The 22,983-nt window shown below is 70.3% G+C and carries 10 protein-coding genes; 5 read left to right on the forward strand and 5 right to left on the reverse strand.

What is annotated here, in order from left to right; all coding sequences use genetic code 11:
• The first annotated feature begins 98 nt into the window (after window positions 1–98).
• Window positions 99–1,013, forward strand: coding sequence for a hypothetical protein (locus tag AB0C28_RS42150; protein WP_358081151.1), 915 nt, complete (start codon window positions 99–101; stop codon window positions 1,011–1,013).
• A 287-nt stretch (window positions 1,014–1,300) separates the two neighbouring features.
• On the opposite strand, the gene AB0C28_RS42155 is transcribed toward AB0C28_RS42150, so the two are convergent.
• Both AB0C28_RS42155 and AB0C28_RS42160 read right to left on the reverse strand, forming a co-directional pair.
• Window positions 1,301–2,728 carry a M81 family metallopeptidase gene (locus AB0C28_RS42155; RefSeq protein WP_358081154.1) on the reverse strand — a complete coding sequence of 476 codons (1,428 nt, stop codon included), beginning with the start codon at window positions 2,726–2,728 and terminating at the stop codon, window positions 1,301–1,303.
• A gap of 12 nt (window positions 2,729–2,740) precedes the next feature.
• Window positions 2,741–3,877 (reverse strand): ROK family transcriptional regulator, encoded by a 1,137-nt coding sequence (locus AB0C28_RS42160; RefSeq protein WP_357862102.1) that lies wholly within the window; start codon window positions 3,875–3,877, stop codon window positions 2,741–2,743.
• A 213-nt stretch (window positions 3,878–4,090) separates the two neighbouring features.
• Between AB0C28_RS42160 and AB0C28_RS42165 the strand changes: the two genes are divergently transcribed.
• The 4 genes from AB0C28_RS42165 to AB0C28_RS42180 are packed head-to-tail and all read left to right on the forward strand — an operon-like array spanning window position 4,091 to window position 9,690.
• Window positions 4,091–5,833, forward strand: coding sequence for a peptide ABC transporter substrate-binding protein (locus AB0C28_RS42165; protein ID WP_357862104.1), 1,743 nt, complete (start codon window positions 4,091–4,093; stop codon window positions 5,831–5,833).
• Between the two features lie 3 nt (window positions 5,834–5,836).
• On the forward strand, window positions 5,837–6,796 hold the full coding sequence (locus tag AB0C28_RS42170; protein ID WP_357862106.1) for an ABC transporter permease: 960 nt from the start codon (window positions 5,837–5,839) through the stop codon (window positions 6,794–6,796).
• Window positions 6,793–7,671: an ABC transporter permease gene (locus AB0C28_RS42175; protein WP_346102968.1), complete on the forward strand. Its 879-nt coding sequence runs from the start codon at window positions 6,793–6,795 to the stop codon at window positions 7,669–7,671. The genes AB0C28_RS42170 and AB0C28_RS42175 overlap by 4 nt, the downstream gene beginning before the upstream one ends.
• Window positions 7,672–7,686: 15 nt before the next feature.
• Window positions 7,687–9,690: an ABC transporter ATP-binding protein gene (locus tag AB0C28_RS42180; protein WP_358081157.1), complete on the forward strand. Its 2,004-nt coding sequence runs from the start codon at window positions 7,687–7,689 to the stop codon at window positions 9,688–9,690.
• A 9-nt stretch (window positions 9,691–9,699) separates the two neighbouring features.
• Here AB0C28_RS42180 and AB0C28_RS42185 read toward each other — a convergent pair whose 3' ends face one another.
• From AB0C28_RS42185 to AB0C28_RS42195, 3 genes are all read right to left on the reverse strand, one after another.
• The gene (locus AB0C28_RS42185) at window positions 9,700–12,429 is read right to left on the reverse strand and encodes a CARDB domain-containing protein (RefSeq protein WP_358081160.1); all 2,730 of its coding nucleotides are present in this window, start codon (window positions 12,427–12,429) and stop codon (window positions 9,700–9,702) included.
• A gap of 221 nt (window positions 12,430–12,650) precedes the next feature.
• The gene (locus tag AB0C28_RS42190) at window positions 12,651–13,532 is read right to left on the reverse strand and encodes a TIGR03854 family LLM class F420-dependent oxidoreductase (protein WP_358081163.1); all 882 of its coding nucleotides are present in this window, start codon (window positions 13,530–13,532) and stop codon (window positions 12,651–12,653) included.
• A gap of 229 nt (window positions 13,533–13,761) precedes the next feature.
• Window positions 13,762–22,827, reverse strand: a complete 9,066-nt coding sequence (locus AB0C28_RS42195) for a SpvB/TcaC N-terminal domain-containing protein (protein WP_358081167.1) — start codon at window positions 22,825–22,827, stop codon at window positions 13,762–13,764.
• Window positions 22,828–22,983: the final 156 nt, after the last annotated feature.

Genomic DNA, 22,983 nt, shown 5'->3' on the forward strand with positions numbered 1-22,983 from the left:
CCGTACACCTAAAAGATCGTTTAGCGGTAGAGATCGCCACCTCCCTTTCCGGGTGATCTTTGACTAGGCTGCGCACCAGATCAGCAACAGGAGGTGTCGTGGTCGTCGACCGGTCATGGGAGATCGCATTCGACGCGCCGGCCGCACGGCCGGTGCGCGCGGCCCGCATGGTGCTCGCCGCCACCGGGCCGGGCGGGACCGACGTGATCGTGCTGGACGCCGACAGCGACACGTTCGCCACCGTCCCGGGCCTGCCGGCGCACCTCGCGCCGGAGACGGTGTCGCTGTCGTCCGACGGCACCCGGCTGGTGCTCACCGCGCGCCAGGACGACGGCGCCGGCCCGCCGCGCGTCGTGCTGCACACGCTCGCCACCGGGGCCCGCCAGGAGTTCGCCTCCGACGACTACCTGCGCGCGGCGCTCTCGCCGGACGGCACCCGTCTGGCCGTCCTGGCCGACCTGTCCGGCGGCCCCGGCATCCCCGGCGTCGGCGACGAGCTCGCCGGCATCGAGCTGATCGACACCGGCACCGGCACCGACGGGGGCACTGGCACTGGCACCCGGCAGCGGCTCTGGCAGGCCGAGGGTTACTGGGAGGAGGCCTCGATCAGCTGGTCGCCCGACGGGCTGCTGCTCGCCGCGACCTACCTCACGCTGGACGACGTCCTGACGACCGTCGTCCTCGACCGCACCGGCAAGGAGCTCGCCGCCTACGCTGAACGCGTGGCCCTGCCCGGCCCGCACTCCGTCTGGGCCTCCGGCCACGAGCTGATCGTCTACCCGGAGCCCGACGACGAAAGCCCGCTGATCCTGATCGACGTGCGGACGGGCGGCGAGCGCCGTTTCACCCGGCGCACCTTCGACGGCTACCTCGCCGTCAGCGCCGGCCGGGTCGTCCGCCCCGGCTCCGCGCCTGGGCAGCTCGTCACCACCGACCTCGACGACGGCGACGAGCGTCCCTTCCTGACCGTCAGCCCGGCCGTCTCGATCGACGCCCTCGACATCGTCGCCTGACGAAGCGTCCGAAGGCCTCCTGCGGCCTTTCGGCAAGCGGCCCTCGATGATCGCGTTCCCCGGGAATCGCCACGACTCGATGACAGAATCCGCCCCATGCCCGTACAGGATCCACACATCCACCTGCTGCAGGCGGCCCGACCTGAACGAGCGTCTCGACGAGGACACCACGTCCATCGACTGGACCGGGATTCCCCTGGACGAGTCGCTGGAACCGCCGCTCCCGCCCGGCCGGTCCCTTCGCCTCCACTCCAGGATGTGCTGGCCCCACGGTTGAGCCTGCGGGCTCAGCCGAAGGTGGCGTCGCGGTCCAGGGGGAAGATCGGGCGGCGCAGGTTCCGGTACGGCAGCCGCCGCAGATCCTGGTCCACACCCCCCGGCGTGAGCGCCAGCATCCACCCGGCCGCCGCCTCGAACAGCTCAGGCTCCAGGTATCCGATCTTGACCGTGGCCACGTCCACGCCGCCGACGTCCACCCCCAGCCGCCCATAGGACGAGAGCAGCCGGTACTGCATCCGCCGCGAGGTGAGGAACACGCTCAGCCCCCCGACCCGCACGCTCACCACGCGCCCGCCGTCGGGGTCGTCGGCCACTGCCTCCAGGGTGCCCTCCAGCAGCACCGGTCCCGGTGCCCGGGTGTCGAGCCGGGCACCGGCGCGGACGCTGACCGGCGAGCCGATCGGCAGGTGGCCGACGCGCGCCACCGCCTCGGGGTCGAACAGGGAGGCGTAGACGGCACGCGTCGAGCCGTCGCGGATCTCGGGCCTGGCGAGCATGCGCTCCAGCGCATACGTGACGTCGTCGGCCCCGCCCGCGCCCGGGTTGTCGCCGGAGTCGCTGATGAAGTACGGCCGGGGCGCGCCCTCCTTCAGCGCCACGTCCAGGCACTCGTCCATGGAGCCCGTGGGCGCGACGAAGGCGAAGTCGTCACGGGCGTCCCAGAACGCCTGCCCCAGCTCGCGCGCCGCCCGCTCGGTGGCGGCGGCGTCGGTGCCGGTGGCCACGACGGCCCCGGTGCAGCGGGGCTCGTCGGCCCAGGCGAAGCCGATCCAGATGGCCGCGTCGATCACGCCCGGCCTCGACTCGACCTCGGGGATGCGGGCGTACAGGCCGCGGGCCGGTTCGACGCGGGTGCTGGTCATCTCGCCGGGCAGCAGGATCGGCACGTGGACCAGCGTCTTGTGCGGCCGGCCACCCGCTCTGAGCGCGGTGACGAGGTTGCGGGCGGCGCGCTCGCGAGTCTCCCAGACGTCCACGTGGGGCGCGGTGCGGTAGCAGGTCAGCAGGTCGCAGCCGTCGAACAGGGTCTCGGAGACGTTGCCGTGCAGGTCCATCGCCGCCGACACCAGCGGTTCCGGGCCGATGACGGAGCGGATGGCGGTGATCAGGTCGCCTTCGGCGTCCTGGCGGCCCACGACGCTCATCGCGCCGTGGAAGTCCAGCAGCACGCCGTCGAACGGGCCCTCGGCCAGGCCCTCGACGATCTCGGCCCGCCAGGCGTCGTACGCGGCGGGCTCGACCGCTCCGCCCGGCAGGGCGCGGGCGTGGACCAGGGGCACCCACTCCACCTCGGCCGCCCAGGGGTCGCCGCGCCAGCCGTACCGGTCGAGCAGGGCCTGGCCGCGGGTGACCTCGAAGTCGGCGGTGTTGCTGAGGTGAGGTGAGAAGGTGCTGGACTCGATGTGGATGCCGCAGACGGCGATACGCAGGGACACTGCACAGGCTTTCTAGGAAGGGCGGATTTCGGCGGTTTCCCGGAGGAGGTGGCCCAGGCCGATCAGGGCCGCGTCGGGGCCGGCGACGCTCGCCTCGATGGACAACGACTGGGTCAGCGGGGGCAGGCAACGTTCGTAGAGCATGCCTTTGACGGCCGCCACGTAGACGTCCAGGCTCGACAGTACGCCGCCGAGGACGACCCGGTCGGGGTTGAGGAAGTTGACCAGGCCCGACACGGCCACGCCGAGCAGCCGGCCGGCCTGGCGGACGAGGGTCACGACGGCCGGGTCGGCGTTGTCGACGGCGTCGATGACGTCGCGGGTGCTGGCCACGGGCAGGCCGCGCCCGGCCAGTTCGCGCACCAGTGCGGCGCCGCTGGCGACGGTCTCCAGGCAGCCGCGGCTGCCGCAGGAGCATTCGCGCTCGCCGCTGTCGGCCACGCGCACGTGGGTGACGTCGCCGCTCAGGCCGCGCCCGCCGCGGTAGATCTGGTCGGAGCTGATCAGGCAGCCGCCGATGCCGGTGCCGGCCTTGATGTAGATCATGTCGCCGGCCTCCCCCCGGGTGACGTGCTCGCCGATCGCCGCGGCCTTGGCGTCGTTGTCGACGACCGCGGTGACCTCGAAGCGCCGGCGCAGGTCGTTCTGGACGTCGTACCCGCTCCAGCCCGGCATGCGGGCCGGGCCGATGAGCCGGCCGTGCGGGAAGTCCACCGGTCCCGGCAGGGCCATGCCGACGGCGAGCAGCCGGCGGCCGGGCGCGTGGGCGGTCCTGACGGTGTCGAAGGCCGCGGCGACCTTGTCGAAGATCGCCTTCGGCCCCGCCCCTATGTCGACGGCGAACTCCTCGGCCGCCAGCAGAGCTCCGGAGGGGGAGCAGAGGCCGACGCGGGCGTGGCGGCCCCCGAGCTCGGCCACCGCGAACACGCCTCCGTCCTGGCGCAGCCGCAGAATCCTCGGACGGCGGCCGCCGGTGGAGACGCCCACGCCCTCCTCGAGGATCGTGCCCTCCTCCAGCAGGCGGCGGACCACGCTGGAGACCGTCGAGGGAGCCACCTGGAGGGTCTCCACCAGATCCGCGCGCGAAGCGGCCTTGCCGCTGGCCAGCAGGCTCAGGGCCTGCTCACGCAGACTAGCGGGGTCCGACATGCCTCTCCTCCCAGACGAGCACCACGGATGCTCATCATCGAGCACGAAGACGATCATCGGAAGATGCCGCCGTCGCGGACTCTACCTCGAAATAAGTGTGCCGAACAAAGCTGATTTTTCGCATTGACTTACTACTTGTCCCTCTATACATTCTCCGAACTGAAGGACAGAAGAGCCCTTGAAGGGCACGTCCACGTCTCGACGAGGAGAACCATGGGGACGAGAACCCGCATCGTGTGCGGCGTGGTGGCCGTCGGGCTCGGATTGACCGCCTGCAGCGCGGGCAGCGGCTCACAGCAAGGCGGCAGCACGCAGCAGGGCGGCGCACAGGCCAAGGACACGGTGACCGTGGCCCTGCGCACGCCGAACTGGATCCTGCCGATCTCGGCCCCCGGCTTCACCCAGGGCGAGAACGACATCTTCGGCACCGCCCTGTACCGCAAGCTGTACAGCTACAAGCTCGACGGATCCAGCCCCGACAACATCAACCCGGAGCGCTCGCTGGCCGAGCCGCCCGAGGTGAGCGACGGCGGGAAGACGCTGACCATCACGCTCAAGGACAACACCTGGTCCGACGGCAAGCCGATCACCACGAAGGACATTCAGTTCTGGTGGGATCTGGTGACCACGAACAAGGACAAGTGGGCGTCGTACCGGCCGGGCGGCTTCCCCGACAACATCTCCGCCTTCAAGGTCAAGGACGACAAGACCTTCTCCTTCACCACCAAGAAGGCGTACAACGCGGCCTGGTTCGTCGGCAACCAGCTCAACCGCATCGTGCCGCTGCCCCAGCACGCCTGGGACAAGGGCGGCGACGCCAAGAAGACCTTCGAGGAGCTGACCGCCGCCTCCAAGGACCCCAAGTCGTACGCGACGAACCCGCTGTGGAAGACCACCAGCGGCCCGTGGAAGCTGGAGAGCTACGTGCCCAGCGGCGAGGTGGTCCTGGCCAAGCAGGACGCCTACTCGGGCCCCGACAAGCCGAAGCTGAACAAGATCGTGCTGCGGCCGTTCACCGGCGACGACGCCGAGTTCAACGTGCTGCGCGCCGGGCAGATCGACTACGGTTACATCCCGCCCGCGAACCTGTCGCAGCAGTCCTACCTGGAGTCGAAGGGCTACAAGACCTCGCCCTGGTACGGATGGTCGATCACCTACCTGCAGCTCAACTTCAACAACCCCAAGACCGGGGTGCTGTTCAAGCAGCCGTACCTGCGCCAGGCGCTGCAGATGCTCATCGACCAGCCCACCATCAGCAAGGTCATCTGGTCCGGCATGGCCGCGCCCACCTGCGGTCCTGTGCCCGCCAAGCAGGGCTCGCCGGCCGGCCAGGGCTGCGTCTACCCGTTCGACCCGGCCAAGGCCAAGCAGCTGCTGGAGAGCCACGGCTGGACGGTGACCCCCGACGGGCAGACCTCCTGCGCCGACCCCGCCCTGTGCGGTGAGGGCATCGCCAAGGGCACCCCGCTCGACTTCACCGTGACCAGCCAGTCGGGCTTCTCCGCGACCACCAAGATGTTCGCCGAGATCAAGTCGGCGATGGCGAAGGTCGGCGTGCAGCTCACCATCAAGGAGGTGCCCGACTCCGTCGCGGTCACCCCGGCCTGCAAGCCCGACGAGTCCAAGTGCGACTGGGACATGTCGTTCTTCGGCTCCCAGGGCAGCTGGTACTACCCGGCCTTCGCCTCCGGCGAGCGCCTGTTCCAGACCGACGCCCCCGTCAACCTCGGCAGCTACAGCAACCCCGAGGCCGACGAGCTCATCGAGAAGGCGCAGTTCTCCGCCGACGCCGGGGCCCTTCAGGAGTACAACGACTTCCTGGCCAAGGACCTGCCGGTGCTCTGGATGCCGAACCCCGTCTACCAGATCTCGTCGTACCGGTCCGAGCTCCAGGGCGTGGACCCGCAGGACCCGATGAACCTGATGTACTTCCAAGACTGGTCCTGGAAGAGCTGACCTTTGACCCGCTACCTCCTCGCCCGTCTGGGCCAGGCCCTGGTCATCGTGATCCTGGTGACGCTGATCACGTTCGTGATCCTGCACCTGCTGCCCGGGGGCGCGGCCAGGGCCATCCTGGGCAAGGAGGCGACGCTGCAGCAGATCGCCTCCTTCAACCACGAGATGGGGTACGACCGGCCGCTGTGGGAACAGTACGCGCTGTACCTGCGGCGGCTGGTCGGCGGCGACCTCGGCTACTCCTTCCAGCTCAACCAGTCGGTGGCCGAGGCCATCACCCAGCGCCTGCCCAAGACCATGCTGCTGTCGCTCGGCTCGACGCTGATCGCGGTCGTGGTGGCCGTCCCGCTGGGTGTCATCCAGGCCGTACGGCGTAACCGCTGGCCCGACTACACGATCAACGGGCTGTCGCTGCTGGCGTACGCCACGCCGATCTTCTTCATGGGTCTCATGATGATCATTCTGTTCTCCCAGGTGTGGCCGGTGCTGCCGCCCGAGGCCCCGCAGGGCTTCACGATGGCGGAGGTGCTGGCCGACCCCGCCGGGCTCGTGCTGCCCACGCTCACGCTGGCGATCCTCACCGTCGCGGTCTACTCCCGCTACATCCGCTCGTCCATGGTCGACAACCTGAACGAGAACTACGTCCGTACGGCCCGCAGCAAGGGCCTTTCCGAGAGCCGCGTCATCGTCGGGCACACCCTGCGCAACGGCCTGTTCCCCGTCATCACCCTGCTCGGCATGTACCTGCCCGCGCTGTTCAGCGGCGCCCTCGTCGTCGAGCGGCTGTTCAACTACCCGGGCATGGGGCTGCTGTTCTGGCAGGCGGCGCTCAAGCGGGACTACCCGATCCTGCTCGGCGTCACGCTGCTCATCTCGGTGGCGACCGTGATCGGCGCGCTCGTCGCCGACGTGCTCTACGCCGCGGTCGATCCGCGCGTACGGCTGAAGGCGGCACGCTCATGACCACCCAGGAAGAGGCGGAGCCCGTACGCGGGATGTGGCGGCAGGGACTTGAGGTCTTCGCCGAGAACCGGCTCGCCCTGGCCGGCGTGGGCCTGTTCGTCCTGCTGGCCGGCTTCAGCTTCCTCGGGCCGCTGTTCTACCAGACCGACCAGGTGCACACCGACCTGACCAAGGTCTTCCTGGCCCCCGGCACGGACGGGCACCCGCTCGGCGCCGACGGCGTGGGCTACGACCAGCTCGGGCGGATGATGCTCGGCGGACAGACCTCCATCGTCGTCGGGCTGGCCGCCGGCCTGCTGGCCACGGTCGTGGGGACCGTCTGGGGCGCCATCGCCGGGTTCGCCGGCGGCTGGGTCGACGCCGTCATGATGCGGCTGGTCGACGCGATGATGTCGATCCCCGCGCTGTTCCTGTTCATGCTCATGGCCTCGATCGTCACGCCGACCGTGCCGATGCTCATCGTCATCATCGGCGCCTTCGCCTGGCTCGGCCCGGCCCGGCTGGTCCGCGGCGAGGCGCTCTCACTGCGCACCCGCGAGTACGTGATGGCGATGCGCGGCATGGGCGGCACCGGCGGGCGCGCGGTGCGCAGGCACATCATCCCGAACGCCATCGGCACGGTGATCGTCAACGCGACGTTCCAGGTCGCCGACGCGATCCTGTACGTCGCCTACCTGTCGTTCCTCGGCCTGGGGGTGCCGCCGCCCGCGGCCAACTGGGGCGGCATGCTGTCCGACGGCCTGTCGGACACCTTCAGCGGCCACTGGTGGCTGCTGTACCCGCCGGGAATCGCCATCATCCTCATCGTCCTCGCCTTCAACTTCATCGGCGACGGGCTGCGGGATGTCTTCGAGGTCCGCCTCCGGCGGCGTTAGCAGGAGGAACCGTACATGGCCCCCAATGAGCCGCTGCTGCGGCTGCGTGACCTCAGCACCGACATCGCGCTGCGGCGTGGCGCCGTGCACGCGCTCGACCACGTCAATCTTGAGGTACGGCAGGGCGAGACGCTCGGCATCGTGGGCGAGTCGGGCAGCGGCAAGACCATGACCGTACTGTCGATCATGGGCCTGCTGCCGACCGGCGGCCGCGTCGTCGGCGGGGAGATCCTCTTCGACGGCCGCGACCTGCGCGGCCTGGAGGCCCAGGAGCTGCGTCGGGTCCGCGGCGTCGAGATGGGCATGGTCTTCCAGGACCCGCTCACCTCGCTGAACCCCACCATGCGCATCGGCGCCCAGGTCGCCGAGCCGCTACGCGTCCACCAGGGCGTCGGCAGGGCGGAGGCGCGCGAGCGGGCGATCGAGATCCTGCGCCGGGTCGGCATGCCCAGGCCCGACAAGATCGTCGACGACTACCCGCACCAGCTGTCCGGCGGCATGCGCCAGCGCGTGGTCATCGCCATGGCGCTCATCCGCTCGCCGCGGCTGCTCATCGCCGACGAGCCCACCACGGCTCTGGACGTCACCACCCAGCGCCAGATCCTCGAACTCATCGACGACCTGCGCGAGGAGTTCAAGATGGCGGTCATCCTGGTCACGCACGACCTCGGGGTGATCGCCGGCCGCGCCGACCGGGTCGCCGTCATGTACGCCGGCCGCGTCGTGGAGACCGCCACGACCGCCGAGCTGTTCCGCGCGCCGCGCCACCGCTACACCGAGGCGCTCATGCGCGCCCTGCCCGAGTCCGCCGGAAGCGGCCGGCTCTACAGCATCCCCGGCCTGCCGCCGGACCTGTCGCGGCCCCTGACCGGCTGCCGCTTCGCGCCCCGCTGCGGCTTCGCCACCGACGAATGCCGCACCACCGACGTCACCCTCACCGGGGACGGGCACGCGTTCGCCTGTCTGCACCCCGTCACCGACCGCGCCACGATCGCGCCGTCCACCGAACGGGAGCCGAGCACGTCCGGCGCCTCCCAGCCGATCCTCACCGTGCGCGACCTGGTCAAGGAGTACGACGCCGGCGGCTCGGGCCTGCGCGGGGCCGCGGCCAGAGTCAGCGCCGTCGCGGGCGTCTCGTTCGAGGTCAAGGCGGGTGAGACGCTCGGCATCGTGGGGGAGTCTGGGTGCGGCAAGTCCACCGTCGGCCGTCTCGTCGCCGGACTCGAACCGCCCACCAGCGGCGAGATCGTCGTGGACGGCGCCGACGTCGCGACCCTCGACCGAGCCGCCCGTCACCGCATGCACCGGCAGGTGCAGCTCATGTTCCAGGACAGCTACGCGGCCATGAACCCGCGCATGCGCATCGACTCCATCCTCACGGAGCCGCTGGAGATCCAGCGGGTCGGCGACTCCGGCGCGCGCCGCGCCCGGGTGAGCGAGCTGCTCGACCAGGTGGGGCTGCCGCGGCGGTCGCTGGAGCGCTACCCGCACGAGTTCTCCGGCGGGCAGTTGCAGCGCATCGGGCTGGCCAGGTCGCTGGCGTTGCGGCCGCGGCTCATCGTGGCCGACGAGCCGGTCAGCGCCCTGGACGTGTCCGTCCAGGCGCAGGTGCTCAACCTCATGCGCGACCTGCAGCGCGACCTCGGCCTGTCGTACGTGTTCATCAGCCATGACCTGTCCGTGGTCGACTACATGGCCGATCGCATCGGGGTGATGTACCTCGGCAAGCTCGTCGAAGTGGGGCCCGCTCACCAGGTGGTCCGGGCCGCGCGGCACCCGTACACGCAGGCGCTGCTCGACGCCGTCCCCACGCCCGACCCCGGGCGCACGGCCGGCGCGGGCTCGGCCATCCGGGGGGAGCTGCCGAGCGCGGTCAACCCGCCTACCGGGTGCCGGTTCCGTACGCGCTGCCCCCTGGCGCAGGACATCTGCGCCACCGAGCCGCCGCTGGCGGGCGCGACGCACCAGGTCGCCTGCCACTTCCCGCTCCGCCAGGAGGCGGCGGCAGCCGCCTCCTGACCGTGTGGCTCACCAGCGTTCGGCCAGCCCGGCGTTGATCTCCGTGAGCAGCAGCGTGGCCGTGATGTGGCGGGCGCCCACCGGCTGCGCCAGCGTGGCCTGGGCGTGCCGTACGGCGTCGCCCACGGTCTCCAGCCCGAGCGCGACGGACTGCGGCGTGTGGATGGCGGTGCTCGCGTGGATCCGGCGGGTGGCCAGGTTCAGGTAGGTCGCCAGCAGTTCGGCGCGCAGGGCGCGCGGCTGCAGCAGCGGTATCCCGACCGCGTGGGCGAACTCCGCCTGCGTCAGCCGCCCGTCGGCGGGTGAGGTGTCGTAGCGCTGGTCGGTCGCCTGGACGCGGGCCAGTGCCTCAGGGGTGCGCAGCGACGGGAAGAGCGTCCAGACGGCGAGTGGCCTGGGGTCACGGGTGGCGGCCGGGAGCGTGATGCGCGTCTGCGCCGTGGCCTGTGCCGGGGCGTAGGGGCAGTCGCCGCCGTCGCCGAAGGAGAGCGAGACCGGCACGGTCACCGTCGTCCCCTCCTCCAGCAGCAGGCTGGGCCGGGCGTCGAACGTGACGGCGCCGGACGCTCCCGGAGCGACCGCGCCCAGGTTCCAGCGCAGCGTGGTGGTGCCGTCCGGGTCGCGGGTGACGGCGTCGGGCGGCGTCTCTGGCGTCGGCTCGTAGTACAGACCTTCGGGCAGGGTGGCGGTCAGCGCGGCGTCCTTCGAGTGCCCGCCTCCGGTGTTGCGGTAGCTGATCGTGTACGCGAAGGGATCGCCTCCCGTCACGCTGGCCTGCACCGTCAGGGCCGGGCGGCGGACCGTGGTGGCGGCGGTGGCGGTGTTGTCGGTCAGCGTCCCGCTCTCGGCGTACCCCGCGGCGTTGACGCCCGCGACCGTCGCCGTGTTGGTCAGCACAGTTCCGTCCGCCGTGCCGCACGGCACGGTGTAACTGAAGCTCTCCCTGGCCGAGCCGCCGGCGGGCAGGTCGGCGAGCGAACGGGTGATCCGCGTTCCGCCGGGCAGGATGTCGTCGATCGACACCCGGGTGGCCGTCGCCGGCCCCTTGTTGCCGATGGTGACCGTGTAGCCGAGGGTCTCGCCCGGAGCGGCCTGCTCCTTGTCGACGGTCTTGGCCACGGTCAGGTCGATGTGCGGGTTGAGCGCCTCGGCGGCTTCCTCGGTGATCTCGGTGGTGCCGCTACCGAGCACGCCCTTGTGCGCGCCGTCGGGGAACATCGGGCTCTTGCGGAAGTCGAAGTTCAGGTGCTCCCAGTCGTTCCACGCGCGTAGCCGCTGGCCGGGGGAGGCGGGGCAGGACTTTGTGTCGCCCTTGAGATCGATGTGGTTGACGTCGCCGGTCGCACCCTGCTCGTTCCTGCCGTCGCCGTTCCAGTCGACCGCGAGACCGCCGTCCGTGGTCTTCAGTTTGCCCCCCACGCCGTAGACGACCGTGCGGTTGCCGGCGCCGGGGACGGCGGCGCTCGTCTCGTCCAGGCCCCCGTCCTCTTCGAGATGGGCGCGCTCGTGTTCCTGGTAGTCCAGCGGCCTGCCGGGGTTGTCGGCGCCGGCGAACTGGTGGGTGTAGTTCATCACGCTGAGGTAGTTCGGCTTGCAGTTGAAGCTGTCGACGCCGCCGTGCTGCAGGCCCAGCGTGTGGCCGAGCTCATGCATGAAGGTCCCGGCCTCCACCGAGACCTGGCCCTCCCGATCGTTGATCTCCTTGCCGTCCCAGAGGCCCAGGGTGATCACGAAGTCGTTGCCGCCGGGCAGCGCGATGCCGGCCAGGGTGGAGCCGTTCACCCGGTCGATCGTGTCGTCTCCGACCTCGGCCTGCCCCGACTGGGTACCCTTGCCGGTCAGCCCGTGCGCGGAGACGGCGTACCGGAAGACCAGCCGCTTGGCCCCGAGAATGTTCTCGCAGTTGCGGGAGATCCGGTCGAGCACGTCACCGAAGGCGCCGTCGCACGTGTACGCCTCGGAGCCGGTCCTGAGGTCGTCGAAGTCGTCCCAGGTCCCGGGAGCCTTGGTGTCGAACGAGATGTCCTCCGTCTCGGGGATCTGCTCGCTCTTGAGGACGTGCAGGGTGATGCCCCGCCAGGCGAACGCGTCGACGACCTGCCTGATCGCCGCGTCCGACAGCTCGCGCGGGCGCTTGCAGGATGTCGTCTCGCATCGCATCCAGTCCAGCTCGACGAAGATGTCCTTGCGGCCGGGGTCCGCGTTGTACGGTGCCGCGTTCAGCGCCAGGTCGACGGTGCCGTCACCGTCGTAGTCGATGCCGTCGCGCTCCCAGGAGTCCAGCAGCCCGTCCTGATCGCCGTCCGGGGCCTCCCGGACGCGCAGCATCGTCCCGCAGGTCCCGATCGTCGTGTCGCCGGTCTGCGACGAGGTGATCTTCACCCGCAGCCCCGTCGTCTCGCCCGGTCCCTGGCCGTACGCCGGGGGCAGGTTGATCTCGGCCTGCACCAGCCCCGTCTCCTTGGCCAGGAGCTGGCGGTGGAAGACGGTGGGATGCCAGTAGTGGAAGTTCGCCTCCACCATCGACTCGAACCAGGCGCTTTCGTCGCTGCTGTTCAGGTAGGTGATCCGGATCCGCGGTCCCTCGCCCTCCCGGACGGCGACGGGGGAAGGGTCCAGGAACGTACAGTCCGCGCTGACCGTTCCGGCGGCGGTGTGAGCAGTGTGAGCGGCGTGGGCGGCGGGCACGCCGGATAAGCCGGCTGCGATGATCAGGAGCAGGGCGAGAAGGGTGCGCATGACCGCGAGTGTCGGCCAGTCGGACCCGGATCACCTGAGTAGCCCCTACTCAGGTCCAACAACAGCACGGCTGGCAGAGATTCTGGTTCGAGCGGGACACCAAGCGTCGAATGCAGCGATTCAAGGACGAGAACGTCGCCTGCGCATACTTCTTCGACCAGGTCACGGCGAGCGTTCTGAGCTGGGCCATGAACGGGCGGGTCTGGTTGCCGCGGCGGTGCTCAGTTCTGCAGCGGCATGAGGTGGTCGGCGAACTCGTCGAGCCAGCGTTCGGCCGAGGGCACGGGTGCGGCGGGCCGTACGACGAACTTGGTGATCCCGGCCTCGACGAAGCGCTCGATCAGGTCGTGGGCGGCGGCCCAGCCGATCGGAACGATCTCGGCGGGGTCTACGCCGGGGTTGCGCCTGGCGATGGCGTCGATCGCGGTGGCGGGGATCTCGGTCGCGGCCACCGCGAGGCTGGTGCCGTAGTGGTCGGCCTCGATCTCGCGGCCCGCCTCAGCAGCGTGCGCCGCGATCGCCGTACGTCCGGCGGCGGCCTGGTCAGGGGTGAGGAAGCTGGCCAGCCAGCCGTCGGCGAGCCGCCCGGCCCGGCGCAGGGCGCGCTCCCCGCTGCCGCCGACCCAGATGTCGAGCGGCTTGGCCGGCAGCGGGCCGACCCCGGCGTTCTCCACCGTGAAGAACTCGCCGTGGAAGGTCACCTTCTCCTGCCGCAGGAGCAGCCTGAGCAGTTCGAGCGACTCGTCGAACACCGCACCGCGCGGCCCGGGAACGGGGAACGCCTCCCGCTCGGCGGGCCTGGCCGGGGTCAGCCCGAACGCCGGCAGCACCCGCTTGGGGGCGAGCGCGGCCAGCGACGCGAGCTGCTTGGCCACCCGCACCGGGTGACGGCCCGGCAGAATCGCCACCCCCGTGCCGACCTTCAGCCTGCGGGTGGCGGCCAGGGTGTAGGCCATGCCGACCATGGGCTCGACGGACGGCCCGTGGACGATCTCCGACAGCCACAGGGAGTCGATCCCGAGCGCCTCGGCCCGCTCGGCGAGCTCGGCGAGGTGGCCGGGGGTGTCTCCAGGGGGCGGCGCTATCCCGATACGTACCTTCATCCGCTCATTATCGGTACTTCTTTGGGCGGGTGACGGCTGACGGGTGGCTGGCAGGCGGTGAGGACGACGATCGACACCGCGAGTGTCGCCGACCAGATGATCTTTTTCACGGTCCTCCAGGAAGCCTGTGCCGGCATCTGTTCGAGATTGACCATTTGTACAGCCCCGGCAGGGCCGTCGTGGGGCCTGCCGGGGCTGCGGGTTCGGTGGGTTCGGTGGGTTCGGTGGGTTACTGGTTGCGGGCCAGGAAGTCGCGGGCGGCTCGCAGGTAGTCGGTCAGGTTGACGTGGTCGTCGCCCACCGCGGCCCGGTTGGCGAGGATGGGTTTGTAGTAGTTCTCGACCAGCTTCTCCAGGCCGTGTCTCTCGTTCAGGTCGTCCGTCCGGTAGAGCACCACCTGACGCAGGTCGGGGAAGGCGCGCCCGTGCTTGCCGAGCCGGTCGCGCAGGTCGGTGGCCATGCCGGTTCTGACCACCTGTCCGTTCGGGGCCACTAGGGCGTAGACGCCGCCCTTGGCGTTGAGGTCGCCGACGGTGCGCCACTCTCCTGGGGGGATTCTGTCGGGCAGGTTGAGGCAGTTGATGTTGTGGACGAGGACCGGGGTGGCGTCCGCCAGCACGTAGTAGGTGTGCAGGCCGTCGACGGTCAGGTTGTGCACGCGGCGCGGCGCGCTCCACTCGCTGACCGCGTCCACCTCGACGTAGTCGCCGGCCGAGGTGCGCAGCCACATGCCGGGCCGGAGCAGGTCGGCGTCGATCCAGCGGCCCAGGCTGGAGGCCCAGAAGGGGTGACCATCGGTCGCGGTGATGTCGGCGGTCCTGTCGCCCCGGTCGCCGTCCACGTCGACGGTGACCTTCACCAGGCTCTTCTCGCCGTCGCCGGTGATGACGCCGGTGACGAGCCTGGATTCGGTACGCCCGGTCTCCGGGTCGGTGGCCAGGACGCTGTCGCCGACGACGACCTCTTCGATGGGCTTGGCGGTGCCGTCGGCCATCAGCACCTGGGTGCCGGGGACGAAGCTGTTGAGGGTGCAGCCGCCGGGGGTGTCGGTTCTGCGGAATCTCTGGGCGACGTCGCCCGCCCGGTCGGACACCCAGTCGGCGGCTCGCCGGCCGACGCCGGTGTTGCCGACGAACTCGGCGGCGCGTTCGACCACCCTGAGCTTGCCGAGTGCGGCCTCCGCGCCCGCTTCTGCCACCGCCAGGCCGGCTTCTGCGGCGCCCTCCTGCCAGGTCTTGCGGCCCTCGGCGACGTCGCTGACCGTACCGGCCACCGCTCTGGCGCCCTGGTAGGCGCTGTACGCGGTCAGGCCCCACATGACGCCCTTGCCGACCAGGATGGCCGCGGGGACGAGGAAGACCAGGTTGCCGTCGGGGTCGGAGTTCTGGACCGGGTTGTTGTAGCCGTACCCGTACAGGTTGAGGTTGCCCGGGTTGTAGACCCCGTCGTTGCCCTCGCCGTCGAGGTAGTCGTCGATGATCGGATCAGGGGACTTCCACAGGCCCATGCGGGGGTCGTAGTAGCGCGACCCGTGGTAGTAGTAGCCGGTCTCGGGATCGAGCTCCTTGCCGGTGAACTGGTACGGGTTGAACTGGCCCGGGCTCTCCTCGACCCAGGTCTCGCCGCCGGGGAAGTAGTTGAGATGCTCGGCCAGCCGGCCGTTGCCGTCGGTGCCGAAGGTGGTGGAGCCGATCTGGTCGCCGTGGTAGAAGAACTGGTCCTTCTCGAAGACGGACGGCGGTTTGGTGGTCTTCGTGGCGATCCGGGTGGTGCCGACGAAGACGTGCTTGAACTCGGTCTGGTTGCGGGCGGTGTAGTTCTGGTTCGGGTACAGCGTGATCTGCGAGCTGTCCTTGACCACCCGCCGGCCCTGGTCGTCGTAGGTGAAGCGGACCGTGGGCGGTTTGCGGTGGTCGTCGCAGGCCGAGGGGTCCTGCGGCTGGGTGTCGTTCTTGGTCGTGTCGTGCACGCAGGCCAGCCGGTTGTCCTCGTCCCAGATGAGCTGGCGGCGGGGCCGGCCGTGCTGGTCGGACTCCTGGTTGACGAGGTTGCCGTTGGCGTCGTACTTCATCTCGTCCGGGCCGACCTCGGCCGGCGCGTGCGGGCGGGAGCCGAAGCTGTAGACGTGGGAGTAGGTGGTGTTCTGCTGCACCTGCTCGCTGCCGTTGCTGGCGACGATGGCGTGCCGCTGCTGCTTGCCGACGATGTTGTGCACGGTGTCGTACGTCAGGCGGAAGGCGTACGTGTTGGTGCGGTGGATGTCCGGCGTGTACTGGCCGGTGGCCTGGGTCAGCCGGTAGAGGTTGTCGTAGACGTAGGTCTGCGTGGACGGCCCGCCGAGCTTGGGCGTGGTGGAGCCGTCGGGGATGTTGGTGTCGTTCTGCAGGCGGGTGATGTTGCCGACGTCGTCGTAGCTGTAGCGGTAGCGCTGGAACTCGTACCCGCTCGGCAGGGTCGAGCTGAGCAGCGCGAGGCTGCGGTCGGCGGCGTCGTAGCTGAACGTGGTGGACGTGCCGTTGCCCAGCACCACCCGCGTGCGTTGCTCGAACTTGTCGTACAGCAGGTCACGTAGGTACGGGTACGTGTGCGCGCCCTTGACGCCGGTGGCCGAGATCACCTGGCCGCCGGAGTCGTACCCGTAGGTCAGCACCTCCCCGTCGGGATAGGTGAGCTGGAGCACCCGGCCGAAGCTGTCGTACCGGTAGCCCGTGGTGAAGGTCTTGTCGTGGTGGCCGGAGCCGGGCAGGACCTTGGTCTCGGAGACGATCTCGCCGAGCGGCCCGTACTGGCGGGTGGTGACGCCGCCGGCGTCCTCGATCTTGGTCAGCCTGCCCGCGCCGTTGTAGGCGGCACCGGGGGCGCCGTAGGTGTAGCGGACGTCGTTGTGCTTGAAGATCGGATAGTCGATCTTCACCAGCCGGTTGAAGTCGTACTCGTAGGAGATCTTCTTGTCCCGGTCGTCCAGCTTCGCGGTGACCTTGCTGATCACGTTGCCGGCCAGGTCGTAGCCGGTGCCGGTACGCCCCGAGTCGGGGCTGGTCACGGTCGTGCGCCGGCCGAAGTCGTCGTAGGCCGAGGTGGTGTGGTTGTTCTGGTCGTCGGTGACCTTGGTGAGCTGGCTCAGCGGGTCGTAGACGTAGCTGGTCCAGAGCGGCGGGCCGCCGTTGACCGGGTTCGGCTCCCGCACCGAGGTCAGCTGCTTGCGTACGTCGGTGTAGGTGACCTTGGTGTTGCCCTCGGCGTCGGTCACCGCGGTGGAGAACTGCCGGGTGCCGGAGCGGTCGTCGCCGAAGCCGTAGGCCGTGGAGCTGCCGGTGCCGTCGGGCAGCACAGTGCGCACCGTCCGGTCCAGCACGTCGAACTCGTTCGTGGTCGGGTAGACCCGGTCGGAGGTCGTGTTGAGCCTGGTGTTGGCCGTGCCCTTGGCCTCGTTGACCGGGTAGTACTGCTCGGCCACGCGGCCGAACTCGTCGTAGACGGCCCGGCCTGAGACGGTCATGCCGTCGGTGCCGTTGATCCGGGCGTCCTTCTTGGTCTGCACGACCCGGTTCAGGCCGTCGGTGAAGGTGACGGTGTCGATGGTGTCGGGTTTGACCGTTCCGTCCGAGGCTCGGTCCAGGTGGCGGGTGACCGCGTACGGGACGGTCGCCTCGGGGTGGTATTCGAAGGCGATGGTCGGCTTGCCGGCCTCGTGGTCGTGCGGCCCGGTCACGGTGGCGACGCGGCCGGCGTCGTCGTAGGTGTGGACCGTCCGCTGGTCGTTGATGTCGACCGTGGTCTCGGGCCGGCCGAACTTCAGGTTGTAGCCGGCGGTGGAGGTGTAGCCGTGGCTGTCCTGGATGGAGGTGACGTAGGTGCCGGTCACCTCGTCGTAGGTGTAGGTCAGCTTGAAGCGCTGCCCCTTGTGGTTGGCCGGGCCGGTCAGGGTGGCCAGCGTGCCGCCGGGATTGTATGTCGCGTCGGTCACCGCGATCTTGTCGTCGCCCAGCTTGGCCCGGTGCCGGGTCATGTTCCCGGTGGCGCAGTCGATGTCGGCGTCGGTGCGCCGCATGACCTTGCCACCGCCGCGCACCTCGGACCTGTCGGCCGCGTCGAGGATGTGGGTGGCGGTGCAGTCCGCGAAGCCGACCGTGGTGATCACGTCGTCGGCGCCGCCGCTCTCGCCGTGGTCGGTCGTCTTGATGATGTTGCCGTGCTTGTCGTAGACCAGCTCGACCCGGGTCTGCTTGCCCGGCTGGGCCTGGCCCTCGTACCAGCGCTCGTCGGTCCTGACCAGCATTGGGAAGATCGCCGCGCTGGTGCTGGCGGGGTCGCCGGCCGCGCCGGTGGCGACGTCGCGCAGCTCGTACGTCCGCAGTTCCTCGGTGAACGGCTTGCCCGCGCCGTCCGCGGTGAGCGTACGCGTGCCCAGGCCGCGGGTGTAGTGGCTGCTGGTGTCGTACGTGGCGGTGATGGTCCGGTACACGGCCCCGTTGTGGTCCCGGCCCTGGGTCGTCACCGTGGCGTAGCCGCGGAACTCCCGCTCCAGCCGGTCGTACACGCCGCCCGCGTAACCGATGGTGGTGTGCTGGACGTCCTCGCCGTCCCCGGCCAGGCCGTCGTCGGTCTTGACCGAGCTGAGCACGAAGCGGGAGCTGGGCAGGTCGTAGGTGTTGCCGTCCCGCGCGTAGTCCAGTTCGATCGTCGCGCCCAGTGGGCGTTTGACCGTCTTGAGCAGGTTGGTGCGGCCGGTCTGGTTGGCCGCCACCGTCAGCTGGTCGTCGGCGCCGGAGGCGAGGTGGTCGGCGAAGCCGTCGCCGTTGATGTCCCGCAGTTGCTGCGAGGCACGCGAAGCGCCGGTCGAAGTGTCGGCGCCGGGGTTGATGATGATGAACCCGCCGATGCCGAACGCGATCGGGATCGAGATGGTGAAGTACGCCCCCGCGCCCAGCCGGGCGTTGACGTCGCCGCTCACCCCGGACAGGCTGCCACCGAAGGCGACAGGGGCGGTGAACCCGCCACCGGTGTTGATCGCCACCCTGATCGGCGAGCCCGCGAACACCCGGTCGGCCAGGCCGTCGCCGTTGACGTCCGCCAGCGTGGCCGAGGTGGTGCTGTCGCCCTGGTTCAGCGACGCGCCGCCGGCGAAGCCGTAGAAGTCGGTGTTGAAGCCGATGTTCACGCCGGCGTTGTCGCTGCCGCCGTCGTTCAGCGGCCCGCCCGGCCACGGCTCCGGCGCCGCGAACCGGTAGCCGAGGTTGAGCGCCGCGCGCCCGTCCTCGAACACCCGGTCAGGCAGCCCGTCGCCGTTGATGTCCAGCAGGTCGGACTCGGCGTCCGAGGTGCCCGTCCCCAAGCTGCCGCCGATGCCCAGCGGCGGCATGTCGTTGCCGGACGACGAGGTGTTGGCCGTCGCCGTCCCGCTCGGCGCGGCGTCGCCGCGGCCGGTGGTGATGGTCTTGGCCGCGCTGCCCGCGCTGGCGTTGCCCGAGCGGTTGTCCGAGGAGCGCACCGTGCCGCCCGGCGTGTCACCGCGCGTGCGGCCGAGCACTCCTGACGGGTCGGTGTACTGGATGCCGCCCGCGCCGACCACGTCGGGGAAGCCGTCGCCGTTCATGTCGAAGTAGTCCAGCTCGCCGCTGGAGGTGCCGGTGGCCACGCTGCCGCCGACACTGCCGACCCCGCCGCCGACGCTGCCGGTCACCGAGATCTGCTGGGAGCGGGACATGCGCGGCACCGCCCGTACGCCGGACACGTCGGCGGCCGTGGGCAGGCCGATCGACTGCCCGCCCAGCCGGGAACTGGTCACCGTGGCACCGGAGACCGTCAGGTCCGCGCCCGAGGCCCAGCTGTTCCGGTCGGGCTCGGCCACGAACAGGATCGCGTTCGGCGGCGTGACCCGCGGGTCCTGCTCGAACTCAGGCCGGTCGCGGTCCACGTCCACGTCCTGGGGCAGCTCGGACTGCAGGTCCTCCATGCTGTCCAGGTCGCCCTGCCTGATCGGCCGGGTGGCCCGGTCGCCGTTGCCGTTGTAGCCGACATAGGCCCAGCCGCGGTACGGCCGCCCGTACACGCCCTCGGGCGCCGGGCTGTGCACGGTCGCGGCCTCCTCGACGCCGCCGACCAGCACGGAAGCCCCGCTCAGCAGCCCTGCGGGCGCGGTGAACTCGAAGAACAGCTTGTCCTCCGCCGTGGTCTCGACCTGAAGCGGCACCGGCTCGGCGCCCAGGGTGACGCTCTGCTTGGCCAGCAGCGCGCCCTGCTTCTTGACCGAGAAGATCACCTGGCCGGTGGCGCCGTCGGCGGCGACCGGCTGCGGGGTGACGGTGAGCGTTCCGCCGGACGCCGTGTAGGGCTGCGGCGGGGCGGTTGCGCTGGAGACGGTGTAGGTGTCGATGTCGTACGGCGCGGCGAACTCCTGCCCGAACTCGTCCGGCACCGGCGAGGTCTCGGTGTAGGCCGCCGTGGGCGTCCACTTCAGCGCGGTCACGTCGATCGGCGTGTCCGTCTTGATCCGCCACGTCAGCGCCTGGCCCTTGGTGACCGGCACCGTCGCGCTCACCGGAACCTCGCCGGTGAAGGCGGCCGGGACCTGCTGCTGGAAGACCGGCGTACCGGCGCGGGTGATCAGGATCGTGAGGTCGTCGGTGGTGGCGGCGCTCTTGGTCAGCGCCCCGCCCAGCGTCAGGGTGCCGTCCCTGGGGACCGTCACGGTGGCCGCGCGCCCGGCGAGCGTGAAGTCGTCGGCCGCGGTGTAGGAGGTCAGCGGCAGGCCGTTGGCGTCGGAGGTCTCCGGCAGGCCGGTGTAGGTGATCGTCGGGTTCCAGGTGACCCGGTCGGCGGCGCCGTCGTGCACCGAACCGACCCGGAAGTACAGGTGCTGGCCCTTGCTCACCTGGATGGCGTCCACCCCTTGCGGGGTGTGCTCGTCACGGTCGCCGGCCTCGATCCTGGCCGACCACAGCTCGTCGTTCTCGTGCTGCACGGCCACCCGCACCCCGTCGGGGTCGGCGAACGCCGGCAGCTCACCCTCGGGCGCGTCGAGCTTGACCGTGCCGGTCACCGCGACCGTGCCGTCGAACGGCGCGGTCCACCGACGTAACGTGTCCACCAGCGGGAACGACTGCTCCCGTCGCTCGCGGTCTTCGGAGTAGTCGGGCAGCAGGCCGTCGGCGTCCGCCTCGCTGCCGCCGATCGGCACCGGCGTGTCGGCCGCCGCGCCGAACACCGGCACCCCGTCGGCGCCGATCCGGCCGAACAGCACGCTCTCCCCGTTGACCAGGTCGGTGATGCCGTCGGCGTTGACGTCGCTGAAGTAGCGGTTCGTGGTGCTGATCGTGTCGACGTAGTCGAGCTGCACCGCGCCGCCGCCCGGGTAGGCCTCGACGCCGACCGTACGGGAACTGGAGTCCTGGTCGAACAGGCCCGGCAGGTTGCGCAGCGGCGTGGTCTGCTCGGCGAAGCGGGGCTCGCCGCCGGGGCGCGACAGGTTCTTGCGGAAGACGAAGCCGCCGCCGCTCCTGAACACCTTGTCCGGCAGGCTGTCGCCGTCCACGTCCATCAGCGCCAGCAGGCCCTTGTCGGAGCTGCGGCTGAATCCGGCCTTCACCCCGACCGAGTTCGACTTGCTCGGCAGCGGCCCCCATCCCGTGTACAGGTGGCCGCCCGCGCCGGTGGAGGTGTTGCCGTTCAGCGCGCCGGCCTCGCCCGCGCCGGGGCGGATCCCGTTGACCAGGCCGTTGGACAGGCCGTCGTCCGGTGAGGTCCACTCCACCCGCTGGAACGCGGTGTAGGCGCCGGAGGCGTCGCGGATGTCGTCGAAATAGCCCAGCTCATGGGTGTTGAACAGCTTTCCGGCGGCGTCGTACTGCTGGATCTTCGACAGCAGCGACTTGCCGAACGCGCCCTGGGCATAGACGAAGTCGTAGCGGCGGACCAGGTCGTCGCCCAGCCGCACCTCGACCCGGCGCAGCAGATCCGCCGTCACCTGCTTGAACCCGCCCAGCGCGCTGATCGACACGTCCGGCCGGCGCGGCTCGCCGAGCTCCCTGTCACGCAGGAACGTCACCGAGTACGGGCCGTCGGTGTCGCCGAGCCCGGTGTAGGTGATCTTCTTCGGGTAGAGCGCGCGTCCCTCGACCGTGCCGCCGGCCACGCCGGCGTCCTCGACGGTCGTGTACTGGTAGCGCATGGTGTTGCCGTTCGGGTCACGCACCTCGCGCAGCGCCCAGGAGAAGATGTTGCCCGAGTCGTCGGCCAGCACCGCCCCTTCGCCGCCGTACAACCAGCGGGAGCCGGACCTGTCGGTGACCTCCCAGCTGTAGTTCCTGGGCGAGTCGCCCTTGCGCAGGATGTGCGAGAACCGACCCTCGGTCCGCTGGTGGAACACCTTGTCGGCGGTACGTGGCCGCGCCGCTCCCCGGTGCGCCACCGGGGTCAGCTGATCTCCGGCGAACGTGTACGTCTCGGTCTCGTCCTCGGCGCTGTAACGGGGCACGCCCCAGCGCGTGTCGATCGCGATCGACGGCACCGACAGGTCCCAGCCCACGCCCATCCAGCCGTTGGCCGCCCCCGACGCGTACTCCACCGACAGTTGCGGCTGCATCTTCTCCCGGCCCGCGGGCACCTCGATCGGGTACGACAGCCGGGCCTCGCCCTGGTTGTCGGCCGTCGGCGCGGCGATCTGGTTCACTCCCGCCGACGGGTCGCCGGCCTCGATGCCCTTGATCTTCGTCGGATCGAAGGAGACCTGCTCGGGGCCTTCGGGGGCGTTCACCGTGGCGTTGACCATGTCGGTGAAGTGGTCGGTCTTGGAGACGATCAGCTGCTGCTCGGTGTCGATCGCCACCCGCACGAGGGGCCGCCAGCAGGTGCCCTGCTCGTCGAAGAAGAAGGTCCGCACGTCCTGCGGGGTCAGCCCGGCCGCCGTCAGCTTCGCCTCGTCGTACGGCAGGCTGATCGTGATGTCCTGCTCGAACTCGAACGGCGTCGGCGTGAACCGGTAACCGGCCCGCGGCGCCTCGGTGACATTGTCCATCCCGGCGCCCAGCACCGGCAGTTCCTCCGGGCTGAGCGGCGTGATGCCGATCTCGGCCGGCTCGTCCAGCGCCGCGCTGCCGATGTCCAGCCGGGCCTCGTCATGGGTGATCGTCTTGGCGCTCTCGCCGTCCGCGATGGTCGTGAACGGCTTCGGCACGGCCGCCTGCGGGCCGGCGGAGGGAGCCGAGGGCTGCTTCTGGAGACCTTGCGCCGGAGCGGGCGCGCCGGGGATGCATTCAGGGGCGACGGTCTCCGCGGCCGCGGGCTGGGGAGGCATCGACGCCAGCCCTGGCACTAACACGGCTAACCCTGTGATCACGCATAAGGCGCGTGAACGCATACTGATCACAATCACCACTCCAAGCTCGGGACATTGGCTGGGGGAGAGGGGGAGGAACGAGGGGGATGCAGGTGCGGTGCATAAAGGCGGCAT

Source organism: Nonomuraea sp. NPDC048892, from assembly GCF_040649735.1.
Lineage (GTDB): Bacteria > Actinomycetota > Actinomycetes > Streptosporangiales > Streptosporangiaceae > Nonomuraea > Nonomuraea maheshkhaliensis.